This is a genomic window from Streptomyces sp. NPDC058257, from assembly GCF_042881845.1.
In the GTDB taxonomy this organism is placed as follows: Bacteria; Actinomycetota; Actinomycetes; order Streptomycetales; family Streptomycetaceae; genus Streptomyces.
Genome location: NZ_JBHVXJ010000011.1, coordinates 50,266 through 66,562, shown reverse-complemented (window position 1 = coordinate 66,562; position 16,297 = coordinate 50,266). Strand labels below are relative to the sequence as shown.

General features: G+C 70.2%; 11 protein-coding genes and 1 pseudogene. 10 read left to right on the top strand and 2 right to left on the bottom strand.

What is annotated here, in order from left to right:
• The first annotated feature begins 19 nt into the window (after window positions 1–19).
• From ACFVXC_RS25075 to ACFVXC_RS25045, 7 genes and pseudogenes are all read left to right on the top strand, one after another.
• On the top strand, window positions 20–1,264 hold the full coding sequence (locus ACFVXC_RS25075) for a spermidine/putrescine ABC transporter substrate-binding protein (RefSeq protein WP_389908850.1): 1,245 nt from the start codon (window positions 20–22) through the stop codon (window positions 1,262–1,264).
• 113 nt (window positions 1,265–1,377) lie between these two features.
• Window positions 1,378–2,538 (top strand): ABC transporter ATP-binding protein, encoded by a 1,161-nt coding sequence (locus tag ACFVXC_RS25070; RefSeq protein ID WP_389908847.1) that lies wholly within the window; start codon window positions 1,378–1,380, stop codon window positions 2,536–2,538.
• Window positions 2,535–3,464: an ABC transporter permease gene (locus ACFVXC_RS25065; protein ID WP_389908844.1), complete on the top strand. Its 930-nt coding sequence runs from the start codon at window positions 2,535–2,537 to the stop codon at window positions 3,462–3,464. The genes ACFVXC_RS25070 and ACFVXC_RS25065 overlap by 4 nt, the downstream gene beginning before the upstream one ends.
• Entirely contained in the window at window positions 3,464–4,267 is an 804-nt protein-coding gene (locus ACFVXC_RS25060) for an ABC transporter permease (protein WP_389908841.1), read from the top strand. The genes ACFVXC_RS25065 and ACFVXC_RS25060 overlap by 1 nt, the downstream gene beginning before the upstream one ends.
• Before the next feature lie 35 nt (window positions 4,268–4,302).
• Complete coding sequence (locus tag ACFVXC_RS25055; RefSeq protein ID WP_389908838.1) at window positions 4,303–5,721, top strand: NAD(P)/FAD-dependent oxidoreductase; 1,419 nt, start codon at window positions 4,303–4,305, stop codon at window positions 5,719–5,721.
• A gap of 137 nt (window positions 5,722–5,858) precedes the next feature.
• The gene (locus ACFVXC_RS25050) at window positions 5,859–6,335 is read left to right on the top strand and encodes a hypothetical protein (RefSeq protein WP_389908836.1); all 477 of its coding nucleotides are present in this window, start codon (window positions 5,859–5,861) and stop codon (window positions 6,333–6,335) included.
• 354 nt (window positions 6,336–6,689) lie between these two features.
• A pseudogene (locus ACFVXC_RS25045) lies at window positions 6,690–7,694 on the top strand (chitinase); the annotation flags it as partial.
• Here the strand turns inward: ACFVXC_RS25045 and ACFVXC_RS25040 are convergent.
• Entirely contained in the window at window positions 7,682–8,548 is an 867-nt protein-coding gene (locus tag ACFVXC_RS25040; protein ID WP_389908833.1) for a phosphatase PAP2 family protein, read from the bottom strand. The pseudogene ACFVXC_RS25045 and the gene ACFVXC_RS25040 sit on opposite strands and share 13 nt — an antisense overlap.
• A 235-nt stretch (window positions 8,549–8,783) precedes the next feature.
• Window positions 8,784–10,118: a 4-aminobutyrate--2-oxoglutarate transaminase gene (gabT, locus tag ACFVXC_RS25035; protein WP_389908830.1), complete on the bottom strand. Its 1,335-nt coding sequence runs from the start codon at window positions 10,116–10,118 to the stop codon at window positions 8,784–8,786.
• A 301-nt stretch (window positions 10,119–10,419) separates the two neighbouring features.
• Between gabT and ACFVXC_RS25030 the strand changes: the two genes are divergently transcribed.
• From ACFVXC_RS25030 to ACFVXC_RS25020, 3 genes are all read left to right on the top strand, one after another.
• On the top strand, window positions 10,420–12,831 hold the full coding sequence (locus ACFVXC_RS25030; protein WP_389908827.1) for an ATP/GTP-binding protein: 2,412 nt from the start codon (window positions 10,420–10,422) through the stop codon (window positions 12,829–12,831).
• 207 nt (window positions 12,832–13,038) lie between these two features.
• Complete coding sequence (locus ACFVXC_RS25025) at window positions 13,039–14,640, top strand: PucR family transcriptional regulator (protein WP_389908824.1); 1,602 nt, start codon at window positions 13,039–13,041, stop codon at window positions 14,638–14,640.
• Between the two features lie 163 nt (window positions 14,641–14,803).
• The gene (locus ACFVXC_RS25020; protein ID WP_389908822.1) at window positions 14,804–16,249 is read left to right on the top strand and encodes an aldehyde dehydrogenase family protein; all 1,446 of its coding nucleotides are present in this window, start codon (window positions 14,804–14,806) and stop codon (window positions 16,247–16,249) included.
• The last annotated feature ends 48 nt before the right edge of the window (window positions 16,250–16,297 follow it).

Below are 16,297 nucleotides of genomic sequence, written 5' to 3'. Positions count from 1 at the left end.
CGAAAGGGCAACCAAGCGCATGGAGCAGTACGAGCCCGACCCCCTCTCCCCGGCACAACTGGCCGCCATGCACCGCAGCCTCAGGAACGGCCGGGCCTCCCTCACCCGCCGTTCCCTGCTGCGCGCCTCCGCGGGCGGCGCGCTCGCCGTCGGCGGTCTCGGCGCACTGAGCGCCTGCGGGATCCCGGCCGCGAGCAAAGGGCAGGGCGACGTCTCGTCCGACGACCACTCGGCCAAGGAGAAGCAGATCAACTTCTCCAACTGGACCGAGTACATGGACGTCGACGACGATCAACGCCGGCCCACCCTGGACGCGTTCACGAAGCGCACCGGGATCAAGGTCAAGTACACCGAGGACATCAACGACAACGTCGAGTTCTTCGGGAAGATCAAGCCGCAGCTCGCGGCGGGCCAGGAGACCGGGCGCGACCTCATCTGCGTCACGGACTGGCTGGCGGCCCGGCTCATCCGCTTCGGCTGGGTCCAGAAACTGGACCCGGCCAGCCTGCCGCACGCGTACACCAACCTGTCCGCCCAGTTCCGCAACCCGGACTGGGACCCGGGGCGTTCCTACTCGTACCCCTGGACCGGTATCTCCACCGTCATCGCGTACAACAAGAAGGCGACCGACGGCGAAGACATCACCTCCGTGTCGCAGCTCCTGGACAACCCCAAGCTCAAGGGGCGCGTCGGCTTCCTCTCCGAGATGCGCGACAGCGTCGGCATGACGCTCGTCGACATGGGCAAGGACCCGGCGAAGTTCACCGACGACGACTTCGACGCGGCCATCGCCCGTCTCCAGAAGGCCGTCGACAAGAAGCAGATCCGCCGCTTCACGGGCAACGACTACACGTCGGACCTCGACAAGGGCGACCTCGCCGCGTGTCTCGGCTGGGCGGGCGACATCGTCCAGCTCCAGGCCGACAACCCCGACATCGCCTTCCACATCCCGGACCAGGGCTACATCACGTCCACGGACAACCTGCTCGTCCCGAACAAGGCGCGCCACAAGCACAACGCCGAACGGCTCATCGACTACTACTACGAGCCCGAGCCCGCCGCACGCCTCGCCGCGTACATCAACTACGTGTGCCCCGTGGACGGTGTGCGCCCCGAGCTGGCGAAGCTCGACAAGGAAGCCGCGGCGAACCCGCTGATCCTTCCGGACAAGGAGATGGCCGCGAAGTCCCACGGGTTCCGCTCGCTGACGCCGAAGGAAGAGACGGCGTACGAGGAGAAGTTCGCCAAGCTGACCGGTGCCTGACCCGGTTCCTCACCGACCCGGTTACTCACCGACCCGGTTTCTGATCGCTTCCTGAGCGGCGCCCCTCGCGCCCCTGTAGTCCCTCGACTCTCCCTCGACACCCTGGACGCACCATGACGACTGCTACAGAACACGGCGGCGACGTCCGCCTCACCGGGATCAGCAAGACGTACGGCTCCTTCAAGGCCGTCCGGCCGCTCGACCTCACCGTGCCGCAGGGTTCCTTCTTCGCGCTGCTCGGCGCGTCCGGCTGTGGCAAGACCACCACACTCCGCATGATCGCGGGGCTCGAGGAGCCAAGCTCGGGCACCGTGCACCTGGGCGAGCAGGACGTCACGGCGCTGCCGCCGTACAAGCGGCCCGTCAACACCGTCTTCCAGTCGTACGCGCTCTTCCCGCACCTCGACATCTTCGAGAACGTCGCCTTCGGCCTGCGCCGACGCGGCATCAAGTCGGTGAAGGGCCAGGTCGGCGAGATGCTCGACCTCGTCCAGCTCGGCGAGCAGGCCCGCAAGAAGCCGCACCAGCTCTCCGGCGGCCAGCAGCAGCGCGTCGCCGTCGCCCGCGCCCTGATCAACCACCCCAAGGTGCTGCTCCTGGACGAGCCGCTCGGCGCACTCGACCTCAAGCTGCGCCGCCAGATGCAGCTCGAACTCAAGCGCATCCAGACCGAGGTGGGCATCACCTTCATCCACGTCACGCACGACCAGGAGGAGGCCATGACGATGGCCGACCAGGTCGCGGTGATGAACGCGGGCGGTGTCGAACAGCTCGGCGCCCCCGCCGACCTCTACGAGAACCCCCGCACCACCTTCGTCGCCAACTTCCTCGGCACGTCGAACTTCATAGAGGCCGAGATCGCAGGCCGCAGCGGCGATGACCTCACCCTCAAGGCAGGCGACGGCAAGCTCACGCTGCCCGCCGCGCGATGTACGGCGCCCACCGGCACCGGCGGCAAGGTCATCCTCGGCGTACGCCCCGAGAAGATCTCCCTGACGCACGCCGACGACGCGGGGCAGATCCCCGCGGGGCGCAACCGCATCACGGGCCGCATCGCCGACAGCAGCTTCATCGGTGTGTCGACGCAGTACGTCATCAACAGCCCGCTCTGCGACGCGTTCGAGGTCTACGCCCAGAACATCGAGCGCGACACCCGCCTGGTCCCCGGCGTCGACGTCGTCCTGCACTGGAACCCGGCCCACACCTTCGGCCTCGACCCCGCCCAGGACATCGACGCGGGAGTCGAGAAGGTCGAGGAGGACGCCTCCGCATGACGACCACCCTCACCAAGGCGGCCCCGGCGCAGGAGCCGGACGAGCCGCCGCGCAAGATCCGCAAGCGCGGCCGACTCGTCCCCTACTGGCTGCTGCTCCCCGGCATCCTCTGGCTCGTCGTCTTCTTCGCGCTGCCGCTGGTCTACCAGGCGTCGACGTCCGTCCAGACCGGCTCCCTGGAAGACGGCTTCAAGGTCACCTGGCACTTCGCGACGTACTGGGACGCGCTGAGCGACTACTGGCCGCAGTTCCTGCGCTCGGTGATGTACGCGGGCGCCGCCACGATCCTGTGTCTGCTGCTCGGCTACCCGCTCGCGTATCTGATCGCGTTCCGCGCGGGCCGCTGGCGCAACCTCATCCTGGTCCTGGTCATCGCGCCGTTCTTCACCAGCTTCCTCATCCGTACGCTGGCGTGGAAGACGATCCTCGCGGACGGCGGCCCCGTCGTGGGCGCCCTCAACACGCTGCACGTCCTCGACGTCACCAGCTGGCTCGGCGTCACGGACGGCGACCGGGTCCTCGCCACGCCCCTCGCGGTGATCTGCGGACTCACGTACAACTTCCTGCCGTTCATGATCCTGCCGCTCTACACCTCGCTCGAACGCATCGACGGCAGGCTGCACGAGGCGGCGGGCGACCTCTACGCGAAGCCGTCCACGACGTTCCGCAAGGTGACCTTCCCGCTCTCCATGCCGGGCGTCGTCTCCGGAACGCTGCTCACCTTCATCCCGGCGGCGGGCGACTACGTCAACGCGGATCTGCTCGGCTCCACCGACACCCGCATGGTCGGCAACGTCATCCAGACGCAGTTCCTGCGCATTCTGGACTACCCGACGGCCGCGGCTCTCTCCTTCATCCTGATGGCGGCGATCCTCGTCATGGTCACTTTCTACATCCGTAAGTCCGGGACGGAGGATCTCGTCTGATGGCCGCCTTCTTCCGCTGGCTCCGCGGCAAATTCGTCGTCATCGCCGGTCTCCTCACACTCGCGTATCTGCTGCTCCCGAACGTCGTCGTGACGGTGTTCTCCTTCAACAAGCCGAAGGGGCGCTTCAATTACGCCTGGCAGGAATTCTCACTCGACGCCTGGAAGGACCCCTGCGGCGTCGCCGACATGTGCGGTTCGCTCAGCCTGAGCCTGCAGATCGCGGCCTGGGCGACGATCGGCGCGACCGTGCTCGGCACGATGATCGCCTTCGCGCTCGTGCGCTACCGCTTCCGGGCGCGCGGCGCGGTCAGCTCGCTGATCTTCCTGCCGATGGCGATGCCCGAGGTCGTCATGGCCGCCTCGCTGCTCACGCTCTTCCTCAACATGGGCGCGCAGCTCGGCTTCTGGACGATCCTCATCGCCCACATCATGTTCTGCCTCAGCTTCGTGGTGACCGCCGTCAAGGCACGCGTGATGTCCATGGACCCACGCCTGGAGCAGGCCGCGCAGGACCTCTACGCCGGCCCCGTGCAGACCTTCGTCCGGGTCACGCTGCCGATCGCCGCGCCGGGAATCGCGGCGGGCGCGCTGCTCGCCTTCGCGCTCTCCTTCGACGATTTCATCATCACGAATTTCAACGCGGGCTCGACCGTGACGTTCCCCATGTTCGTCTGGGGATCGGCGCAGCGCGGTACGCCCGTTCAGATCAATGTGATCGGTACGGCGATGTTCCTCGTCGCCGTGATCCTGGTGCTCGGCGGGATGATCGTCTCGAAGCGCCGCAACAAGCAAGCCAACTGAGAACCAACCCCGCACATTCTGAAGGAGTGGAAATCATGGCCCCAGGCGCCATGACCCGTTGGACCAAGTCCCTCTCCGACGCCCAGCCCCTCTCGTACTGGCTGGACGACCCCGGCAAACCCCGCGCCCAGCCCGCCCTCACCGGTGACGAGCAGTGCGACCTGCTCGTCGTCGGCGGCGGCTACAGCGGCCTTTGGACCGCGCTGATCGCCAAGGAGCGCGACCCGCACCGGGAGGTGGTCCTGGTCGAGGGCCGCGAGGCGGGCTGGGCCGCCTCCGGCCGCAACGGCGGCTTCTGCGCCGCGTCCCTCACGCACGGCATCTCCAACGGCCTGTCCCGCTGGCCCGGCGAGATCGCGAAGCTGGAGGAGCTCGGCGCCCGCAACCTCGACGAGATCGAGGCCGCCGTCAAGCGCTACTCCATCGACTGCGACTTCGAGCGCACCGGTGAGATCGACGTGGCCACGCAGCCGCATCAGCTCACCGAACTGCGCGAGGTGTACGAGGAGATGGCGGAGCACGGCCTCGCCGACGGCTCCGAGCTGCTCGACGCGGACGCCTTGCGCGCGCACGTCGACTCACCGACCTTCCTCGGCGGCCTCTGGGACCGCGAGGGCGTCGCCATGCTCCACCCGGCGAAGCTGGCCTGGGGCCTCAAGCGGGCCTGTCTGGAGATGGGCGTACGCGTCTACGAGCACACGCCGGCCCTCGAACTCGTCTCGTCCGGCGCCGGGATGGCCGTACGCACCCCGTACGGCCGGATCCGCGCCCGCCAGGTCGCGCTCGCCACGAACATCTTCCCCTCGCTGGTCAAGCGCGTGCGGGCGTACACGGTCCCGGTCTACGACTACGCCCTCATGACGGAGCCGCTGACCGAGGAGCAGCTCGCGGCCATCGGCTGGAGGAACCGGCAGGGCCTCGGCGACAGCGCCAACCAGTTCCACTACTTCCGGCTCTCCGCCGACAACCGCATCCTGTGGGGCGGCTACGACGCGATCTACCCGTTCGGCGGCAGGCTGCGCGCCGAGCACGACGACCGACCCGAGACGTACGCGAAGCTGGCGGGCCACTTCTTCACCTGCTTCCCGCAGCTGGAGGGGGTCCGGTTCACGCACGCGTGGGGCGGCGCCATCGACACGTGCTCGCGCTTCTCGGCGTTCTTCGGTACGGCCCACGCGGGTCGGGTCGCGTACGCGGCGGGCTACACGGGGCTCGGTGTCGGGGCCACCCGCTTCGGCGCCGACGTCATGCTGGACCTGCTCTCCGGCGAGCGCACGGAACGTACGTCCTTGGAGATGGTGCGTACGAAGCCGCTGCCGTTCCCGCCCGAGCCGTTCGCGTGGACGGGCGTCGCTCTGACCAAGTGGTCCCTGGCCAGGGCGGACGAGAACGGCGGCAGGCGCAATCTGTGGCTGAAGACGATGGACAAGCTGGGCCTGGGCTTCGACAGCTGACGACTTCGGCCGGCGCTGCGGCTCGCTCTATCGACTGTTCGTCAACAAGTTCCCGGAACCCGCGTAATGCTCCGGGCCGAGCCCCCTCTCTCCTGTGACAAGCACAGCTGTTGCACCGGAGAGAGGGAGGCCCCGCCATGACTGGCTCGGAGGCGAAGTCGGCGGTCGAATGGCTCGTGTCGGTGGCGCCGGAACCGGATGCCTGCCGCTGGGAATGGGAGCGCAATCCTATGGGGGTCGCGCTCCTTCCGGCGGGCAAGCTCTGGGACGTACTCATCCTCCCCGGTGAACTCGGATATCCCACGCTCGACGTACTGACCTGCTGCATCGACCGTCCGGGCCCGGTACTCGCCGACTTCGGCGACTCCCGTATGGGGTTCTTCGTGCCCGCGGGCACGGTGGCCCGCTGGATCGGCACGGGGGTGCGCGGCGCGGGCCTTGGCACCTGGATCGTGGTGCCCTACCCCGGCCGTTCCACGGGCGGCGTCCGCTGGCTGATCCCGCCCGACGGCTCGGGCACGCTGACGGATCCGGCACTTCTCGAACTCGCGATGCACGAGGCAGCGGCGCAACTGGCGCCGCGGGAGCAGCCGGAGGAGCCGAGGGAGGAGTAGTTCTTGACGGGCGTTCTTGACGAACTGTCTTGATGGACTGTTCTGACGGACTGTTCTGACGGACTGTTCTGACGGACTGTTCTGGTGGACGGTCCTTGACGGGACCTTGACAACTTGATTGGTCTGGACCAAATTGAGCGGCCCACCCTCCCATCCTCCCCATGCCCGGAGGCAGTTGTGGACCGTTCATCGCCGCGTCCCCTCAGGCGTCCCCTCACGCGCCGCATCAGACGTCTCACCGTGGCAGCGGCCACGGCCTGCGCGCTCGCCGCGTCCGGCCTGCTCGCCGCCGAGGCCTCGGCGGGCCCCTCGACGGGCTCCTCGGCGGGGCCGGTGCCCAAGGCCGCCGCCGACCACGCCCTGGTCGGCTATCTGCACACGAGCTTCGCCAACGGGTCCGGCTACACGCGGCTCTCGGACGTCCCCGGCAGCTGGGACATCATCGACCTCGCCTTCGGCGAGCCGACCTCCGCCACGTCCGGCGACATCCGCTTCAGCCTCTGTCCGCGGACCGAGTGCCCGGGCGTCGAGTCCAAGGACGAGTTCAAGGCCGCGGTCAAGGCCAAGCAGGCGGCGGGCAAGAAGGTCCTGATCTCCATCGGCGGCCAGAACGGCCAGGTCCAGCTGACCACCACCCGGGCGCGCGACACCTTCGTCTCCTCGGTCTCCTCGATCATCGACGAGTACGGACTCGACGGCCTGGACATCGACTTCGAGGGCCACTCCCTCTCGCTGAACGCCGACGACACGGACTTCAAGAACCCCAAGACGCCGTCGATCGTGAACCTCATCTCGGCCGTCAAGACCCTCAAGGCCAAGTACGGCAGCGGCTTCACGCTCACCATGGCGCCTGAGACCTTCTTCGTGCAGCTCGGCTACCAGTTCTACGGAACCGGCAAGTGGGGCGGCCAGGACCCGCGCGCCGGCGCCTACCTCCCGGTCATCCACGCCCTGCGCGACGACCTCACCCTGCTGCACGTCCAGGACTACAACTCCGGCCCGATCATGGGCCTGGACAACCAGTACCACTCCATGGGCGGCGCCGACTTCCACATCGCGATGACCGACATGCTGCTCACGGGCTTCCCGGTGGCGGGCGACACGAAGAACGTCTTCCCCGCGCTGCCTCCGGCGAAGGTGGCCATGGGCATGCCCGCCTCGACGAACGCGGGCAACGGCCACGTCCCCACGGCGGAGGTCAACAAGTCCCTGGACTGCCTGACGAAGGGCACCAACTGCGGCTCGTACAAGACGCACGGCACTTGGCCGGGGCTGCGTGGCCTGATGACCTGGTCGGTCAACTGGGACCGCTACAACAACTGGGAGTTCTCGAAGAACTTCGACGGCTACTTCGGCTGAGCCGCGTCCGTCCCCTCTTCCTCGGCGCGGCGTCCGTACCGCGCCACCACCAGCACCATCAGCTGAAGCACCATTGCGAACAGACACCAGCTGGCCACGACGTCCAGCGGCCAGTGATACCCCCGGCGCACGAGCCCGAGCCCGACCCCGAAGTTCAACAGGGCGCAGGCGATGAGCAGTTCACGCCGTGCGTACGTGCCGTGCAGACAGGGGAGCAGGAGCAGCGCCGCCCCGCCGTAGGCGACCATGGCGGTGGCGGTGTGGCCCGAGGGGTAGTAGCCGCTGCCGTCCATGCCGGGCGGCGCGGTGCGGCCGATCAGTTCCTTGAGCGGGATCACGAGCGCCGGAACCGCCGCCATGGCCACGGCGGCGGCCACCGGGGCCAGCCACCAGCGGAACGTACCGGCAGCGCGGGCGCGCCATCCCGCGTAGGCGATGACCACGGCGAGGAACGGCACGGCGATGGTGACTGCGCCCAGATCGGCGAGGAGTTCCGCCGCGCCGTCCGGGAGACGGCTTCCGGTGATCCAGGGGCCGAGCCGCTCGTCCGCGTCGCGGAGGGGGCCGTCGGCAAGGACCTGCCAGGTGATGAGCGCGAAGAGCAGCGCGCAGAGGCAGAAGAGGAAGAGGGAAGTGGTCGGCCGCCCGGGAACAGGGGGGGTAGTTCCGGGGCGGCCGTCCTGACCGGTGTGCCGCGCGCCCCGGGGGGTGTGGGGCGGGCGGCCATCCGATCGGTGAGGAGTTCCGAAGCCAGAAGCTCCGGGTGTGTGCGCGATGGCACGACCAAGACGGGGCTGGGGAGGCTCCGTCCCGGTGTCGCCCACAGTCCCCTGTGGGCGGGGTGTTTCTCTCATCTGCAGAAACCGTACGTCAGGTAGGGGCGGGCCGACAGGCGGAACAGGAACCCGACATGGGGCCCGCACACCTTCTTCACACGCCCTGACGGTCACCTCAGGTCACGACTCTGGCACCGCACGAAGTACACACACGTCAGGACGCACGCGTACGCATACGGAGCCGGGATCTTTCCCCCTTTGGGGTGATCCCGGCTCCGGTGGGCGCTTCCGAAGAGGCGCGAAGGGGGGGCGATCAGATGCGGGTGAACGCCGCCTCGATGATGTCCAGGCCCTCGGAAAGCAGGTCCTCGCCGATGACCAGCGGCGGCAGGAAGCGCAGGACGTTGCCGTACGTGCCGCAGGTCAGGACGAGCAGACCCTCCGCGTGGCAGGCCTTGGCGAGCGCGGCCGTCGCCTCGGGGTTCGGCTCCTTCGACGCGCGGTCCTTGACCAGCTCGATGGCGATCATCGCGCCACGGCCGCGGACGTCGCCGACGATGTCGTACTTCTCCGCGATGGCGGCCAGGCGGGCCTTCATCGTCGCCTCGATGGCCTTCGCCCTGGCGTTGAGGTCGAGCTCCTTCATCGTCTCGATGGCGCCGAGCGCACCGGCGCAGGCGACCGGGTTGCCGCCGTAGGTGCCGCCGAGGCCGCCGGAGTGCGCGGCGTCCATGATCTCGGCGCGGCCCGTGACGGCGGCGAGCGGCAGGCCGCCCGCGATCCCCTTGGCGGTCGTGATCAGGTCGGGCACGATGCCCTCGTCCTCGCACGCGAACCACTGGCCCGTACGGCAGAAGCCGGACTGGATCTCGTCCGCGACGAAGACGATGCCGTTGTCGTTGGCGTACTTCACGATCTCGGGCAGGAAGCCCTTCGCGGGCTCGATGAAGCCGCCCTCACCGAGCACCGGCTCGATGATGATCGCGGCCACGTTCTGGGCACCGACCTGCTTGCCGATCTGGTCGATGACCTGCTTGGCGGCCTCGGGCCCGGCGTTCTCCTCGCCCGTCGGCCAGCGGTAGCCGTAGGCCACCGGGACGCGGTAGACCTCGGGCGCGAACGGCCCGAAGCCGTTCTTGTACGGCATGTTCTTGCTGGTCAGCGCCATCGTGAGGTTCGTACGGCCGTGGTAGCCGTGGTCGAAGACGACGACGGCCTGGCGCTTGGTGTGCGCACGGGCGATCTTGACGGCGTTCTCGACGGCCTCGGCGCCCGAGTTGAACAGGGCGCTCTTCTTGGCGTGGTCACCCGGCGTCAGCTCCGCGAGCTGCTCGGCGACGGCGACGTACCCCTCGTACGGCGTGACCATGAAACAGGTGTGGGTGAAGTCGGCGAGCTGCGCGCTCGCACGGCGTACGACGGCCTCGGCGCTGGATCCGACCGACGTCACGGCGATGCCGGAGCCGAAGTCGATGAAGCGGTTGCCGTCGACGTCCTCGATGATGCCGCCCGCCGCGCGCGCCGCGAAGACGGGCAGCACGGAACCCACGCCGCCGGCGACCGTGGCCGTACGGCGGGCCTGCAGCTCCTGGGACTTCGGCCCGGGGATGGCGGTGACGACGCGGCGCTCCTGCGGAAGTGCGGTCATGGGGTGCTCCTGGGGGTGGGGCGAGGCGGACGCTCGAATGCTTGCTTTCCTGCTTGCTTTCTTCGCAGGTTAGGGGCGGAGGGTGGAGGCGGGCATGCTCCACGGGGGAGTTGTTCGGCGTGGCGGTTGTCCGTGATGGACATAGCGGCGGGTGGGCGGGGTGCGGCTTTCGTCCCCTTCGGCGGCGGGTAAGAGTCATGGTGTTCCCGCAGGTCCCGGGCGCGTATTTCGTGAACTGCCCCTGCGGGGGCACTAGATTGACGGCTGAACCGACAGACCGGCAGGTCAGGGGGGAAGGGCCATGGACTCCGAAGGCACGGGCACGCACGACGCTCGCGGCACACACGCCACACCGGTGCCGCGGCCGGCGGCGCCCGCGGTCCCCGCGGCGCCGTCCCCCGCCCCCGGGCCGCCGCCGATGCCCCGGCAGGCGCCCGGTACCGAGCGCCCCTCATCCGTCGCCGACTGGCTCGCCGCGCCCCGCCCCGAGGCGGCGCCGGGCATCTGGCGCTACGGCTACCGGCCGCCCGCGCCCGAGTCCGAGATCGAGGGAGTCACCCGGCGCCTGGCCGTCGGCATGGTCATCTCCGCCCTGCTCGGTCTGCTGTTCTGGTCGCTGTGGCGGCAGGGCAGCATCCCCTACCAGTGGGCCCCGCTGAAGCTGTTCACGCCGGGCGACTGGTGGTTTGCGGGCAGCGCCACGCCCAAGGAGTGGCAGGCCACGGAGGCCCAGATGGTCTACGACGGCCTTGTCTTCGGCGCGGTGATCTACAGCGTCGGGCGGCTCGGCGCCTGGCCCGACGCGATCCGGCACTTCGTGACGCGACGCCCGCAACCGGCCCGTGCCGTACTCGCCTCCGTCGGGGCGGTCGGCGCCCTCGTCTACGTCTGGCCGAGCGGCCTCGGGTTCGACATGCGACCGCTCCCCGTGGTCGACCCCGTCTACTCCCTGATCGCGCTCGTCGCGGGTGGCTACGAGGTCTTCACCTCGCGCGTGGTCACCGACACCCTGTCCGTCCTAATCACCCTCGCCGTGCTGTGGCCCTTCGCCCGCGTCGGCGGGTGGTGGCAGGCGGTCCGCGACGGCAGGGCCGCGACGACACGGCGGCGGCCGACCGTCGCCCCGCCCCGCCCCGCCGACGCCCCCGCACACGGCCACTGGCCCGAACTGCGCGCGGCGGGACACGACAAGGCGGCCGACCTGCTCTCCGCCGAGCTGGTCAGCGGACGCATGAACGACGTCGACTGCACCCGCGTGGCCCACGCCTGGCGCACGGCCGGTTCCGACCCGGGCGCCCTCGCCACCTTCGTGGACACGGTCGCCCGGCAGGGTTCAGCCGCCTGGGCCCATCCCTCGGGCCAGCGCGACCTGCCCGCTCGCAGCGCCGTGCACGACCTGCTCGTCGGCCAGGTCAGGATCGGCCGCTTCGCGAAGGACGAGCGCAATCCCCGCGCCGTGCGCGCAGCCGCCGCCGCGCTCGACCCCGCGGTGCTCGGCACCTCCCTGCTCGCTGTCGGCCCGTCCGGCGCGGGCAAGACCGGCAGGCTCATGCGCCCGGTGGCGGAGTCGCTCGCCCTGGGCGCCCTGACCGGACAGAGCGCGGTCGTCGCCGTGTGCGCGGCGGGCACATCGCTCGGTGCCGACCAGACGTACGACATCGTGGTCAGGCCGGGCGATCCGGCGTCCGTGCACGACATCGATCTGTACGCGGACTGCGCCGACGCGGACGAGGCCGCAGCCTTCCTCGCCGAAGGCCTGGTCGGCGACCTCGAAGCCGTCGATACGCGGCGCGCCGCCACCACCCTCGCCCAACTCCTGGGCCCCTACCGCGTCCTGCACGGACGCTTCCCCTCCGTCCCCGTGCTGCGCGAACTCCTCGAAGGGGACCCCGCCGGGCTCGCCGCCCTCAAGGACGGCCTCGCCGCTGACGGGCACACCGCCATGCGCCGCGAACTGGACGCCCGCATCCGCCAGTCGGGCTCTCCCAACGACCCGGGCCCCGCCCTTGCCGACCGGCTCGGCCTGCTCGACCGGCCCGTCTTCGCCGACTTCTTCGACCCCAGCGGCGAGGGGCGCCCCTTCTCGATGCGCGCTGTCGTCAACCATCCGCTCCGGGTCAGGGTGGATCTGCCCGAGCAGGGACACGAGGAGGCGTCCAGGCTGCTCGCCCGGCTGCTGCTCGCCCAGTTCACGTACGTCGTACGCGACCCGGCCAGGCGCCCGCACTTTGCCTGCCTGATCCTCGACGACGCCGCGCGCACCCTCACCGGTGAGAGCGTGCGCGCCATCCAGCGGCTGCGGTCGCTGAACGCGGGCGTCGTGCTCGGCCTGCGCACCATCGGCGAGGTGCCGGAGTCACTCCAGGGGCCGCTGTACGCGGCGGTCGGCTGCCGGATGGCCTTCTCCGGCGTGACGACCTGGGACGGGCGCCGGTTCACCGAGGCCTGGGGCACCGAGTGGATCGAGACCAAGGAAGTCGCCCAGCACACGGTCTTCGCCGATCAGCCGATGACGCGGGCGCTGCACTCGCTGCGCAAGCTCGTCACCGGCAAGGCGGTCACGACGGACGCCGTCACCGTGCGCAAGGTCGAGCGCGAACGCTGGTCCGCCTCCGACCTCGCCCACTCCCTGCCACCGGGCCACGCGGTGCTCTCGCTGACGGACGTGAAGGGGGAACACGCGCCTCCCCTCCTCGTGGATCTTCGGGGTTAGTCAACATGGCGCGGGCAGGCAGCGGCGTATGGGGCATTCGGTCCCGTACCTACCGTACGGTGAGGCAGAATCGGCACAGGTCGTTCATACGTACCGGCCAAAAGATCCACATCTCGTCCGGGATTCAATGGCCGACACCGGGACGCGTGCCTCACCCGCCGCTGCCAGACCTGCCGCCCTGACCTGCTGACCAGACCTGAAGGTCCCATGCCGCCCACGCTCGCCTCCCTCGTCCACCACTCCGCGCTGAAGCTCACCGTGCGCGCGGGTGAGGAACATCTGGACGCGCCCGTGCGCTGGGCACACGCCAGCGAGCTCACCGATCCCGTGCCCTACATGGAGGGCGGCGAGCTCCTCATGATCACCGCGCTCAAGCTGGACGCGGAGGACCCGGAGGCGATGCGCCGCTATGTGAAGCGGCTCGCGGCGGCGGGGGTCGTCGGGCTCGGGTTCGCGGTCGGCGTGCATTACAAGGACATCCCGGAGGCCCTGGTCGAGGCCGCCGCGGATGAAGGGCTTCCGCTCCTGGAGGTGCCGCGGCGCACACCCTTCCTCGCCATCAGCAAGGCCGTGTCCGCCGCCATCGCCGCCGACCAGTACCGCGCGGTGACGGCGGGCTTCGCGGCCCAGCGCGAGCTGACCAAGCAGGCGCTGAGCGACGGCCCGGAGGGGCTGCTCGGCGCGCTCGCCGCACAGGTGGACGGCTGGGCCGCGCTGTACGACGCGTCCGGCGCCGTCGTCGCCACGGCACCCGAGTGGGCCTCGCGCCGGGCCGCCCGGCTCACCACCGACGTGGAGCGGCTACGGGACAGAGCGGCGCCCGCGAGCGCGGTCGTCGCGGGCGCCGAGGACCGGGTGGAGCTGCACTCGATCGGTACGGGACGGCGGCCCCGCGCCGCGCTCGCCGTCGGCACGGCATCCACCCTCGGCACCGCCGAGCGCTACGCCCTGCACTCCGCCATCGCACTGCTCACCCTCACCACCGAGCGCAACCGCTCGCTCCAGGCCGCCGAGGCCCGGGTCGGCTCCGCTGTCCTTCGGATGCTGCTCGCCGGGGAGCCGGACCACGCCCGCACGGCGGCGGGGGAGTTGTACGGAGCCCTGCTCGACGCGCCGTTCCGTCTGGTGGTGGCGGAGGTGCCGGCCACCACCGCGCCCTCCTCCTCCACGGAGGAGGGCGACCCGTTCGCCGGACTCACGGACGCCGTCGAGTCCGCCGCCGCACGCGCCGGTGAAGCACTCCTCGTCGTCCCCTACGGCGAGCGGCTAGTGCTGCTCGTCGTGGACGGCGGCGCGGGCGCGGCGGCGTGCGTCGCCTACGCGCGGGCGTTGGAGGACGGCCGTTCCGAGGCGCCGGAGCAGGGTGCGGGCGAGGAGACCTCCCTCCTCCTCGGGCTCTCCGCTCCCGCGGGACCGATCGCGGCGGCCACCGCGTACAAGCAGGCCGACCAGGCCCTTTCCATCGCCAGGCGCCGGGGCCGCGCGATGGTCGAGCACGAGGACCTCGCGGCGGGCTCGGTCCTGCCGCTGCTCGCGGACGACGCGGTGCGCGCGTTCGCCGACGGTCTGCTGCGCGCCCTGTTCGAGCACGACGCCACCGGGCGGGGCGACCTGATCGCCTCGCTGCGCGCCTGGCTCTCGCGCCACGGCCAGTGGGACGCGGCGGCCGCGGACCTCGGCGTCCACCGCCACACGCTGCGCTACCGCATGCGCAGGGTCGAGGAGATCCTGGGCCGTTCGCTGGACGACCCGGACGTGCGCATGGAGCTGTGGCTCTCCCTGAAGGCGACGTCGAGCGGTACGGAGTAATCGAGCGGTTCGCAGTAGCCGCGTACGAAATGCGCCCCTGCCAAAGAGGCGCGGGTCCCCCGGCCAGTACTCCGCGTCGGACAAACGTCCCGGACCCCTGTCGCCCCTACGGTGGGGAACGTACCCCCCAAGACACACCTTCGCGGAAGGGCCGGGAATCGACATGACTTCCATCCACGCCTTCTGGCTCGCCGGTCGCCAGACCACCGGTGAGACCACTCTCGACGTCACGTCCCCCTGGGACGGGCGGATCGTCGGCAAGGCTGCCGTTCCGACCGACGCGCAGGTCGAGGAGGCCGTCGCCGCCGCTTACGCCGTGCGCGACGAGTTCGCCGCGACCCCGGCGCACGTGCGGGCCGCGGCCCTCGACCACGTGAGCCGCAGGCTCGTCGAGCGGACGGAAGAGATCGCCCAGCTCATCTCCGCTGAGAACGGCAAGCCGATCAAGTGGGCCCGCGGCGAGGTCGGCCGTGCCGTATCCGTCTTCCGGTTCGCCTCCGAGGAGGCCCGCCGCTTCAACGGCGGCGAAGCCCAGCGCCTCGACACCGACGCCGGTGGCCAGGGGCGTCTCGCCTTCACCCGCCGCTTCTCCAAGGGCGTCGTCCTGGGCATCGCGCCGTTCAACTTCCCGCTGAACCTCTGCGCCCACAAGATCGCCCCGGCCATCGCGTCCGGCACGCCGATCATCCTCAAGCCGGCGCCCGCGACCCCGCTCTCCGGTCTCCTGATCGGCGAGCTGCTTGCCGAGACCGAGCTGCCCGCCGGGTCCTGGTCGGTCCTGCCGGTCGCGAACGAGAAGATGCCCGCCCTCGTGCAGGACGAGCGCCTTCCCGTCATCTCCTTCACCGGTTCCGAGAAGGTCGGTTACGCGATCCTGGACTCGGTGCCGCGCAAGCACTGCACCCTGGAGCTCGGCGGGAACGGCGCCGCCGTCGTCCTGTCCGACTTCTCCTCCGACGAGGACCTCGACTGGGCTGCCGCGCGCATCGCGACCTTCTCCAACTACCAGGGCGGCCAGTCCTGCATCTCGGTGCAGCGGGTCATCGCCGACGCCTCCGTGTACGACCGGCTCGTGCCGCGCGTCCTGGCGGCCATCGAGGGCCAGGCCACCGGCGACCCGTCCGACCCGAAGACCGACGTCGGCCCGCTCGTCAACGAGGACGCCGCCAAGCGCGTGGAGTCCTGGGTCGACGAGGCCGTACAGGCGGGCGCGCGGCTGCTCGCGGGCGGCAAGCGTGACGGCGCCTCGTACGCGCCGACCGTGCTCGCCGACGTACCGGCGGACACGACCATCGCCGTCGAGGAGGTCTTCGGCCCGGTCCTCACGATCAGGAAGGTGGACGGCGAGGCGGAGGCGTTCGCCGCCGTCAACGACTCCAAGTACGGCCTCCAGGCGGGCGTCTTCACGCACGACCTGCAGACCGCCTTCCGCGCGCACCGCGCCCTTGAGGTCGGCGGCGTGGTCATCGGCGACGCCCCCTCCTACCGCGCCGACCAGATGCCGTACGGCGGCGTCAAGCAGTCCGGCGTGGGCCGCGAGGGCGTCCGCTTCGCGATGGACGACTACACCTATGAGCGGGTCATGGTCATGACGGGCCTCGACCTGTAGGCCGGACCTCGAACCGAACGGCCGGAGCCCACTGTGCGGGGGCTCCGG

Coding starts and splice junctions, on each gene's coding strand:
- ACFVXC_RS25075 (WP_389908850.1), top strand. CDS start 20: ATGGAGCAGTACGAGCCCGACCCCCTCTCCCCGGCACAACTGGCCGCC.
- ACFVXC_RS25070 (WP_389908847.1), top strand. CDS start 1,378: ATGACGACTGCTACAGAACACGGCGGCGACGTCCGCCTCACCGGGATC.
- ACFVXC_RS25065 (WP_389908844.1), top strand. CDS start 2,535: ATGACGACCACCCTCACCAAGGCGGCCCCGGCGCAGGAGCCGGACGAG.
- ACFVXC_RS25060 (WP_389908841.1), top strand. CDS start 3,464: ATGGCCGCCTTCTTCCGCTGGCTCCGCGGCAAATTCGTCGTCATCGCC.
- ACFVXC_RS25055 (WP_389908838.1), top strand. CDS start 4,303: ATGGCCCCAGGCGCCATGACCCGTTGGACCAAGTCCCTCTCCGACGCC.
- ACFVXC_RS25050 (WP_389908836.1), top strand. CDS start 5,859: ATGACTGGCTCGGAGGCGAAGTCGGCGGTCGAATGGCTCGTGTCGGTG.
- ACFVXC_RS25040 (WP_389908833.1), bottom strand. CDS start 8,548: ATGAGAGAAACACCCCGCCCACAGGGGACTGTGGGCGACACCGGGACG.
- gabT (WP_389908830.1), bottom strand. CDS start 10,118: ATGACCGCACTTCCGCAGGAGCGCCGCGTCGTCACCGCCATCCCCGGG.
- ACFVXC_RS25030 (WP_389908827.1), top strand. CDS start 10,420: ATGGACTCCGAAGGCACGGGCACGCACGACGCTCGCGGCACACACGCC.
- ACFVXC_RS25025 (WP_389908824.1), top strand. CDS start 13,039: ATGCCGCCCACGCTCGCCTCCCTCGTCCACCACTCCGCGCTGAAGCTC.
- ACFVXC_RS25020 (WP_389908822.1), top strand. CDS start 14,804: ATGACTTCCATCCACGCCTTCTGGCTCGCCGGTCGCCAGACCACCGGT.